General features: G+C 65.7%; 1 protein-coding gene. It reads left to right on the top strand.

The annotated features are described in order from the left end of the window. Window positions 1-244: hypothetical protein (locus AC5RUF_RS16370; RefSeq protein ID WP_494131293.1), on the top strand; the 244-nt coding region annotated here is incomplete at its 5' end. Window position 245: the final 1 nt, after the last annotated feature.

The raw sequence follows: 245 nt of genomic DNA, 5'->3' as shown, positions 1-245 counted from the left end.
GATGGAGGCTGCTGCTCCGTTGGAGGGCAAGTTCAACGGTGCCGGCCGGGTGAAGTTCGATGAGTTCAAGGCCCGTACCGATGAGGTGGCCAACGAGCTGAACAGCTCGCTGTCGGCGATCCTGCTGGGCCAGTCGGAGATGGACCGTTCGTTCCAGACCGGTGACCAGGAGGCTGCGGATAACGCGGCGCAGCAGCAGGGTTCGGCGGCGTTCGACGCCGCGCGGTTCGGTTCCTCGCGCTAGG

Source organism: Arthrobacter sp. Y3224198 (assembly GCF_059090025.1).
Note: the sequence above shows the minus strand (reverse complement) of the source record. Positions and strands in the feature narration are given on the sequence as shown.